The organism is Meridianimarinicoccus aquatilis, assembly GCF_004358675.1.
In the GTDB taxonomy this organism is placed as follows: Bacteria; Pseudomonadota; Alphaproteobacteria; order Rhodobacterales; family Rhodobacteraceae; genus Meridianimarinicoccus; species Meridianimarinicoccus aquatilis.
This window is the reverse complement of sequence record NZ_SMZO01000090.1, coordinates 1-9,223: the sequence shown is the minus strand read 5'-3', so window position 1 is coordinate 9,223 and position 9,223 is coordinate 1. Positions and strand designations below refer to the sequence as shown.

Annotated in this window: 9 protein-coding genes; 5 read left to right on the top strand and 4 right to left on the bottom strand. The window is 54.7% G+C overall.

The genetic code is table 11. The annotated features are described in order from the left end of the window. The coding region (locus E2L05_RS19595) for a MerR family transcriptional regulator (RefSeq protein WP_394346566.1) at positions 1-448 on the bottom strand (448 nt) is incomplete at its 3' end. 171 nt (positions 449-619) lie between these two features. On the opposite strand from E2L05_RS19595, the gene E2L05_RS19590 reads away from it, so the two are divergent. The 3 genes from E2L05_RS19590 (at position 620) to E2L05_RS19580 (ending at position 3,388) form a co-directional block, all read left to right on the top strand. Further along, a complete protein-coding gene (locus tag E2L05_RS19590; RefSeq protein WP_243722072.1) occupies positions 620-1,132 on the top strand; it encodes a TRAP transporter small permease in 513 nt (170 codons plus the stop codon). Beyond that, positions 1,129-2,409 carry a TRAP transporter large permease gene (locus E2L05_RS19585; protein WP_133344629.1) on the top strand — a complete coding sequence of 427 codons (1,281 nt, stop codon included), beginning with the start codon at positions 1,129-1,131 and terminating at the stop codon, positions 2,407-2,409. The genes E2L05_RS19590 and E2L05_RS19585 overlap by 4 nt, the downstream gene beginning before the upstream one ends. A gap of 70 nt (positions 2,410-2,479) precedes the next feature. After that, positions 2,480-3,388 carry a LysR family transcriptional regulator gene (locus E2L05_RS19580; RefSeq protein WP_133344627.1) on the top strand — a complete coding sequence of 303 codons (909 nt, stop codon included), beginning with the start codon at positions 2,480-2,482 and terminating at the stop codon, positions 3,386-3,388. Between the two features lie 379 nt (positions 3,389-3,767). Here E2L05_RS19580 and E2L05_RS19575 read toward each other — a convergent pair whose 3' ends face one another. The 3 genes from E2L05_RS19575 to E2L05_RS19565 form a co-directional block, all read right to left on the bottom strand. Next, positions 3,768-4,952, bottom strand: a complete 1,185-nt coding sequence (locus E2L05_RS19575; protein WP_133344625.1) for a benzoate/H(+) symporter BenE family transporter — start codon at positions 4,950-4,952, stop codon at positions 3,768-3,770. A gap of 300 nt (positions 4,953-5,252) precedes the next feature. Beyond that, positions 5,253-5,738 (bottom strand): hypothetical protein, encoded by a 486-nt coding sequence (locus tag E2L05_RS19570; protein ID WP_133344623.1) that lies wholly within the window; start codon positions 5,736-5,738, stop codon positions 5,253-5,255. 183 nt (positions 5,739-5,921) lie between these two features. Then, positions 5,922-7,526, bottom strand: a complete 1,605-nt coding sequence (locus E2L05_RS19565) for a GMC family oxidoreductase (RefSeq protein ID WP_133344621.1) — start codon at positions 7,524-7,526, stop codon at positions 5,922-5,924. Positions 7,527-7,750: 224 nt separating this feature from the next. On the opposite strand from E2L05_RS19565, the gene E2L05_RS19560 reads away from it, so the two are divergent. Next, the gene (locus tag E2L05_RS19560; protein ID WP_243722070.1) at positions 7,751-8,668 is read left to right on the top strand and encodes a TRAP transporter substrate-binding protein; all 918 of its coding nucleotides are present in this window, start codon (positions 7,751-7,753) and stop codon (positions 8,666-8,668) included. A gap of 107 nt (positions 8,669-8,775) precedes the next feature. Then, positions 8,776-9,223 (top strand): MerR family transcriptional regulator (locus E2L05_RS19555; protein WP_394346566.1); only part of this gene is annotated, 448 nt, incomplete at its 3' end.

Below are 9,223 nucleotides of genomic sequence, written 5' to 3'. Positions count from 1 at the left end.
GCTTGACCCGTTCGCCTCCAATGTTGGCCCAGTCTTCGCTCCAGTCGAACTGGAACGCCTCGCCGGGCTGAAACACCAAGGGAACGTAGGTGCCGCGTCCCGTCGTTTGTGCAGCCCGATGCCGATCCGCACGCCAAGCGCGGGCAAAAGCCGCCACGCGACCATAGGAGCCATCATAGCCAAGCTTCACCAAATCAGCATGCATCTGCTTCACCGTCCGCCGTTCCTTGCGCGGTTTGCGTGTCTGCGCCAGCAGCCAGGCAGACAGACGATCCGCATAAGGGTCCAGCTTGCTCGGCCGTGATGGCGTCTTGAACTTCGGCTCAACCGCGCCCTCGCGCAGGTACTTTCTGATGGTGTTGCGAGACAGCCCCGTGCGCCGCGAAATCTCGCGGATTGGCATTTTGTCACGCAATGCCCAGCGTCGGATAATACTCAAAAATCCCATGTCGATCACTCCATATCTCCCCGACCAAATCCGTCGGGGTAGCGTGTTCACATGGGTCAGTTCTCAGTGAAAATTTGGGGGGCTACCGGGTCACTTCTCAGCAGAAATCAACAGGTAGTGATCTGATGGCGCGCGCCCGTGCCGCTGTCGCAACGAACTGAGGAGCGGCGCGTGCCGATCATACCTGTTCTGGTACGTTACGTTTCGGCCACAAGCCTCCTTTTGGGCCGGCTTGTGGCCAACCTTTGTGTGGTCATTATCTACGTCATGCTGGGTCTTTTGGTGACGCAGGTCTTGATGCGCTACTTCCTTGGCGCACCGCCCAGTTGGACCGAAGAAATGGCCATCATTCTGTTCACATGGCTAGTTCTCCTTTACGCGACCGTGGGCCTGCGCGAACGGTTCCATGTTGCGATTGAAACGATCCCTGTAAAGTGGGGATTGGCGTACCACATGTCCGAAAGACTGGTCGCGCTCCTTGCCTTTGTGTTCGGGAGTGTGACCCTCACGGCGGGTATTAGCTATGTTCAACGGACCTCGGGACAAAAAACTGCAGCCCTCCAAATCCCGATTGAGGCGTTGTACCTCAGCGTTCCAGTCTGTGGTGCTTTGCTGATCCTGCATTCCGTCGCCTTGTTCATTGAACCCGTGCGCCCCCAATCCCCAAGACCGGACATCCAATGAACGCGATTGTTCTTATCCTCGTCTTCGGTTTGCCGCTGATGCTACTGATCCGCGTCCCACTTGCATTCGCGTTGGGGCTGGTGACGATCGCAGCCCTTTGGGTCGCCGGCATCGACACGATGATCTTTGCGCAACGCATGGTATCAGGCACGCAGTCTTTCAGCTTGTTGGCTATTCCATTTTTCATTCTGGCTGGTGATTTAATGACCGCTGGTGGCATCTCGCGCAGGCTTGTTGGGTTTGCCGATGTTCTGGTGCGTCACCGGACTGGTGGATTGGGGATGGTGGCTGTGTTGGCCTGCGCCTTCTTCGCGGCCCTGTCCGGTTCCGCCCCCGCGACCACAGCGGCGATTGGTGTGATCATGATCCCCGAAATGGAAAAACGCGGCTATTCCCGTGCCTTTGCGACCGCTCTAGCTGTTGCTGGTGGGATTATCGGGCCGATGTTGCCGCCGTCCATTCCCATGGTAGTTTGGGGTGTGATGTCCGAAACCTCGATAAGCCAGCTGTTTCTTGCCGGTATTGTACCAGGTATTTTGTTAGCGGCAGGTCTCATGATGTTGTCATTTCTCCACGCGCGCAAACACAAAATCCCGCCCCAGCCTCGCGCCACTGGGGCCGAAATTTGGCAAGCGTTCAACTCCGCCAAATGGGCGCTAATGGGCCCTGTCGTCGTGTTGGGCGGCATTTACGGCGGTATTGTCACGCCAACCGAAGCGGCCATTGTAGCGGCAGTTTTTGCACTAGTGTTGGGCTTTGGCGTTTACCGCGAACTGAACTTCACCAACATCGTGCCAGTGACGCGCAATTCGTTGAAAACCATGACGATGGTGATGTTCATTATCGCGCTCGCCAACGGGTTCGGCTGGATTATCGCGTTTGAGCAAATCCCGCGACAGGTCACTGGTGCGCTGGAAGGGTTTTCTGACCGTCCGGTGATCTACCTGCTGTTGGTTAATCTGATGCTGCTGGTGATTGGCTGTGTGATGGATAATTTGGCTGCAATGATCATTCTGGCATCTTTTCTGGTGCCTATTGGCGAACAGTTGGGCATGGATCCGGTACAGTTCGGCGCAATGGTTGCGATCAATTTCACCATTGGCATGGCGACGCCGCCGTTCGGGTACGCAATCTTTGTGGGGGCGGCGATCAGTGGACTGAGTATCGGACAGATTGCGCGCCCGCTCATGCCCATGCTGGGGGTTATGATCGCGGTTTTGCTGCTGGTTGCGTTCGTGCCAGCGGTCACCCTGACGATTGTGGAGTGGACACGCTGATACCTTTGGCACGCACGGACCCGTCAAGGCTTGCGGTGCAAATCGCAAGCAGCGTATCGTGTGGCCAACCATGATGAACCTGCGCAAATTTGATCTGAATCTCCTTGTTATCTTCAGGGCCATCATGACCCGTGGTTCAATCGCAGGTGCCGCTGATGAGGTTGGTCTGTCGCCGTCAGCGGTCAGTCACGCGCTGGCGCGGTTGCGTATCATGCTGAACGATCAACTTTTCCACCGGACCGCTGATGGGGTTGAACCGACCGAGCGCGCAAAAGAGATAAGCCAAGAGGTCGAGCGAGGGCTTGGCTTCATTTCAAGTGCCATTTCATTGCAACACCAATTTGTCCCCTCCGAGGCCAATCGCGTCTTTACGATGCAAATCACAGACTATGTTTCAGGTTTCATCCTACCGCGACTGGCAGAACGCCTGCAAAAAGATGCGCCCAGCGTATCCGTGGATATCCTTCCGTTTTCCATCTCAACAGATAGCGTTTGGGACAGGGTTGATGTCCAGATACGCTTGACACCCGGCCGCCTACAGCCAGAACAAGTTCGAAGCCAAAGGCTTGTGGCAGACGACATCGTAGTTTTGATGCGACCTGATCATCCAGATGCGCTCAAGCCAATGACGGCAGACCTGTATGCTGCTTTGCCGCATGTAAAACTGTCGCAATCTGCCACCGGAACGACCGTGATCGATGACGTGCTTGCTGCACGCGGGCTAGAAAGACACATGGCGATGACAGTTTCCAGTTGGTTCGACATTCCCGATATTGTGGCCAATTCAGACTTGATCGCGATTGCGCCCCGTCGCTTGTTACAGCTGGATCCTCGGCTGAAACACCTGCATTCAGCTCCTTTGCCCCTGGAAGAAGTCGTATTTTCATTCGACCTTTGCTGGGATCTGCGAACCGAACGCGAACCGGGTCAGCAATGGCTGCGCAAGTTGATATCAGAACTGTTCCAAGAGATCGCATAATGGGTGCCAATCGGCCAATTCGCTGACGGATGTTGGGGCTCTCTGTGATCAGCGGAGTAAACCCCTTTCAAATCCTAAGCAGCTGTTGAATGTGTTTGGACTTTCTCGTGACAGCAGCCATTCGCTGCGTTGCAGAGTTTGGGTAATGTGGGCTCCGTGTCGCCATTACGCTTAAAAATTGCTATGACTGCACCCAAAACGTCAACGCTCGCGAAAACCGACAACAAGCTAAAAAGCAACAGATTTCCAGATTTCACGAACGGCGGGTTCAAGGGTCACTCAATAAACCGCGTTGCTGCACCGGCACTAGGCGGCAATGAGCCCAAAGTTCATGGTGCTGCGGCTTGCACTAAGGTCTGCTTCAAAGGATGAGGCGGGGTTAGTGATCAGTTGATTTATTTGCAGTCGTCTTTGCCAACCAGATGAGAGCGCCAGCTAAAACAGCCCAGAACGCGCCGCTTATACCGAAAAGTGTCATGCCGCTTGCTGCAATCAAAAACGTAAGGGCTGGCGCTTCCAACTGGGCCGGTTCACTGAATGCAGCTGAGATTGAGCCGACTAAAGCTGGGATCAGCGCAAGTCCAGCCACTGCCGTTATGAGAGCTAGCGGCGCGAGACTGGCCAGTGACGCTACAAGAGCTGCAGCAAAAGCCAACAATACATAAACGATCCCCGATGTGATCGCAGCCCAGTAGCGGGTTGCTGGATCGCGGCCTGCGTCCTCACCAGCCATCATTGCCGCCGTAATTGCTGACATATTGACAGGGATTGATCCAAAAGGTGCAAACGCAAGGCTGACGAGGCCGGTCTTGCGGATTAAGGGTTGCCGTTCCACCGGATAGCCGTTCAGTTCCAGCACCGCAAAGCCGGGAATATTTTGGCCCGCCATCGTCACCAGATAAAGCGGCAGAGCAATGGAAAAGAACGATTGGATCGTAAAGGTCGGGGCAGCGGGGGCAAAGGTGGGAAGCCATGCCGTGTCTGCTTGAACAGCGTTTCCAGACGTATCGACAGCGAAATAGAGAACCACAAGAAACGCAAGCACCGCGAACGGCATTGCGGCAAGCTTGTTCCATGTCAACCCAATCAGCCACGCTGCCAACACCGGCAGCACCAACAGAGGAATAGTGCCGAGCGCAAGTGCAGGGGCCAGACACAGTTTGAGCAAGACACCAGCAAGCAACCCGTTCGCGATGGGTTTCGGGATCGCGGCTACGATCCGGCCAAGGGTTGGAATGAATCCGGTTAGAACGATCAATCCGGCGCAAAAAATCAGCGCCCCGACAGCCTCGCTAAAACCGCCCGGCAAAGCTGCCGTTGCCGCAAGAAAAGCGGCCCCCGGCGTGGACCATGCCACGGCAGCGGGAATGCGTGTCACGGCAGGCAGCCAAATGCTGCAAATACCCATACCGACGGTAGCAAAGAACAATCCGGTCGCAGCTTGCCCGTCACTGGCACCCATTGCCGTCAACCCCGCAAGCACAATGGCGAAGGACGCCGAATATCCTACGAACGCAGCTAGAAGCCCCATGGAAATGGCAGGTATTGAGAGATCGCGGAACATAAAACTAAAGCGCCTTGGTTTAATTTTTCAACACCTTTATCTAACACAACCAAATCTTCCAGAGCAGTCATTCAAAAACGCGAGCCAGAAGGTAACTAAGTCCCGCTCAGCCGCCACTCGCCTGTCAAAAATGCTGCAAAATGCATGAACGGCAGCAATGCGAAAGCTGCAACTCAGCGCTCAAACAGTCAGCGAATGGCGGCTCTGGGCCGCAAGCGCATCGGCTCATGCCATTCATTATGCAACAGCTCCACAACTACCGCTGCACCTACGACCTCAAAGGATGCACTTAGTATCGAGTCATGGTGAAGAATGCAGATCGCCGTAAGTATGCGCACCAAAAAAACCAACCCATAAGTAGCGCTGTGAATGCTGCATCTGAGCCAAAGTCATCGGCAAATAGTCTTGGTTTACCCAAATATTGATCTGCTTTCGTTCTGACGTGTAAGTCGGCGTCCGGATGTCCTGAGGTCCGACAAACCGGATGTACCCATTTGTGACTTCGGAACTGGGTGAGGGCGAACCTAACAGCCGAATGTAAGCCTGACTTCCAGCTACGCCGCTTGTTGTGTGTCCTGCGGTGAAGAATTGTGATGTTCGGACAATCAAAATTTGGCGACCAGTGGCTACGAGCCTCGCACCTTCATCTGGTTCGAAAATATGGTCAAGCTCCGAGATTATTTCATCGACTTGTTCTTCGATGGGCAGCGGCAAAATAGACATTCGTTCATATCCGATGAGTAAAATAGCTTGTTTAATCGTTCCCACATTATCTGGCTGAGTCAATTGGCAGATCAGATTTATTCGCTTAAGCAGAAGGTTAGCCTTAAATGGACCGGCCGGACGCCTTGGCTCGGTGTTTGCGGTTGCAGCGAACGTCTCCTTTGACGGGCCGCACCGCAGCATCGCGTAGGGTGGGGCAATGGCCGGTAAGGGCCGATCATGTTGAAAAAACAGGCCCTGAAGAGCTCAGCGGGCGGCGTTTAAGATGAGGTCGCTGGCGCGTTCGGCGATCATGATTGTCGGGGAGTTTGTGTTGCCCGACGTTATTGTCGGCATAACAGAGGCATCAACCACCCGAAGATTTTTGATGCCGTTGACGCGCAATTGTGGGTCAACAACAGCGCAGGGGTCTGTTCCCATACGCGCAGTCCCTACGGGGTGGAAAATTGTCGAGGCGATCTTGCTGGCACCCTCAAGAAGCTCTTCATCCGATTGCATATTCAAACCCGGTTTGAATTCTTCTGGCATATATTGCGCGAGGGCCGGCTGGGACATGATCTTGCGGGTCTGGCGAACTGCATTTGCCGCAACAACACAGTCGCCCGTTGTCGACAGGTAATTGGGTTGAATTTCTGGATGAATATCCGCCTTGGGTGAAGTGATGTGAACATGGCCACGGCTCTCGGGGCGCAGATGGCAAACACTTGCGGTGATAGCGGGAAAATCATGCGGGTCTTGACCGAAGGCTTCAAGGGTCACAGGTTGCACGTGGTATTCGAGATCTGGCGTTGAGAGGCGATCATCGGAATAGGAAAACGCCCCAAGCTGACTTGGCGCCATGGACATTGGCCCGGTGCGCTTCATGGCGTATTCCAAACCGATTTTTGCCTTGCCCCAAAGTGTCGAGGTCATGACGTTCAATGTTTTTGCCCCTTGAATTTTGTAGGCGCATCGAATTTGCAAATGGTCTTGCAGATTGCCGCCGACGTCAGGGGCATCGTGGATGACACCGATGCCGTGTTTTTGCAAAAGCGCGCCGGGGCCAATACCTGACAGCTGCAACAGCTGCGGGGTACCGATCGCGCCAGAGGCAAGGATGACTTCGCGCTTGGCGTTGACCTTGGAGACCTTGCCCTTGCGAAGGAACTGCACACCCGTCGCGGTCTTGCCCGAGAATAAAACTTTCTCAGCCTTCGCGTGGGTTATGACTTCCAAATTGGGGCGGGATTTGACGGGGCGCAGGAAGCCTTTGGAGGTATTCCAGCGCCAGCCATTGCGTTGGTTCACTTTGAAATAGCCAACACCGAAGTTGTCACCGCAGTTGAAATCTTGGGTTTCGGGAATACCAGCCTCGACTGCGGCGTCCTTCCATGCGTCCAGAATTTCCCAGTTGAGACGCTGCTCTTCCACGCGCCATTCGCCACCAGACCCATGGGCGTCGCTGGGTCCACCATAGTAGTCTTCGGACTTTTTGAAATAGGGCAGCACGTCATCCCAGCCCCAGCCTGTGTTCCCCATTTGCTTCCAGCTGTCGTAGTCAGCCGACTGCCCTCGCAGATAGAGCATGCCATTGATTGAGGAACATCCACCCAAAACCCGGCCACGCGGATAGAGGAGCGAACGCCCTCCAAGACCTTTGCAGGGCGCGGTTTTAAAGCCCCAATCGGTGCGCGGATTCCCGATGCAATAAAGGTACCCAACGGGGATATGGATCCAGTGGTAATTGTCTTTGCCTCCCGCTTCGAGAAGCAAGACACGCTTATTTGGATCTTCGCTCAATCGATTGGCTAGGACACAGCCCGCAGAGCCAGCGCCGACAATAACATAGTCAAATTCGCCGTAGTCCTGCATCGCGCTGTTCTCCGTACAAGTAACCGTTTCCGTGGGAAAGGCCCTGTGCCCCAATCCACACAATAGACAAAAGCCTCACCAGTCGCAAAATCACAATGATCGAATACGCACTTCTATTGTCTGAAATCGTTCGTATGAATGCGCTCGTATGTATCCCTTAATCCACACTAACCAACGTACTGTATGCAGTTTGTCGTTGGGTGTAACTTTTGGGAGGACGACAAATGTCAGCGAAGACTAATTTTTCAGGAGCAGTGGTTGCCAGCCTTTTGGCTACGACGGCCGCATTGCCCGTGAATGCTCAAGAAGTTGAAAACGTAAGATGGGCCGTGCCTATCAGCTTTTCTTCCAGCTTGACGGCTTTGGGCGATGCGTTGCCTTGGGTTGCCGAACGTGTGAGCGCCTCTTCGGGCGGCGCTATTCAGTTTGAAGTATTTGAGCCGGGCCAGATGATCCCCGCGCTTGCCGTTTTTGAAAGTGTCGCGACAGGCCAAATCGATGCTGGTTACAGCTGGATGGGTTATGAGCGCGGCCAAGTTCCTGCATCCGCATTGTTCGGCGCGACGCCCTTCGGTCTGGAACCAGCGCAGTTCACGGCTTGGATGTATCAGGGTGGCGGAAACGAGCTGTTGGAAGAGCTCTTTGAGCCATTCAACGTTCACCCGATCCTGTGCGGCGTCATTAGCCCCGAAGCTGCGGGTTGGTTTAAGTTCCCCATCGAATCCGTTTCACAGCTTGAAGGCCTGAAGTTCCGCGCCGCGGGCTTGGGCGGTGAGATTATGAAGGAAGTCGGTATGTCTGTTACGGTTCTGCCAGGTGGCGAATTGTATCAAGCGCTTGAAACAGGTGTGCTTGACGCAACCGAATTCTCGTTGCCTACCGTCGACGAACAGCTCGGGTTCTTTCAGGTTGCGAAATATTATCACCTCCCAGGTTGGCACCAGCCATCCACCTCCCAGTACCTCTATGTAAACGGTGATGTTTGGAACGGTTTGAACGGGACAACACAGGCGCAAATTGAAAACGCATGTATGGCCGGTGTGACTTACGCAATGTCACGTGCGGAAGCGCTTCAAGGGGCCGTCTTGCAGACCTTCGCGGAAAATGGTGTGGAAGCACGCCAACTTCCTGAAGATTGTTGATTTCTGCTGAGAAGTGACCCGGTAGCCCCCCAAATTTTCACTGAGAACTGACCCATGTGAACACGCTACCCCGACGGATTTGGTCGGGGAGATATGGAGTGATCGACATGGGATTTTTGAGTATTATCCGACGCTGGGCATTGCGTGACAAAATGCCAATCCGCGAGATTTCGCGGCGCACGGGGCTGTCTCGCAACACCATCAGAAAGTACCTGCGCGAGGGCGCGGTTGAGCCGAAGTTCAAGACGCCATCACGGCCGAGCAAGCTGGACCCTTATGCGGATCGTCTGTCTGCCTGGCTGCTGGCGCAGACACGCAAACCGCGCAAGGAACGGCGGACGGTGAAGCAGATGCATGCTGATTTGGTGAAGCTTGGCTATGATGGCTCCTATGGTCGCGTGGCGGCTTTTGCCCGCGCTTGGCGTGCGGATCGGCATCGGGCTGCACAAACGACGGGACGCGGCACCTACGTTCCCTTGGTGTTTCAGCCCGGCGAGGCGTTCCAGTTCGACTGGAGCGAAGACTGGGCCAACATTGGAGGCGAACGGGTCAAGC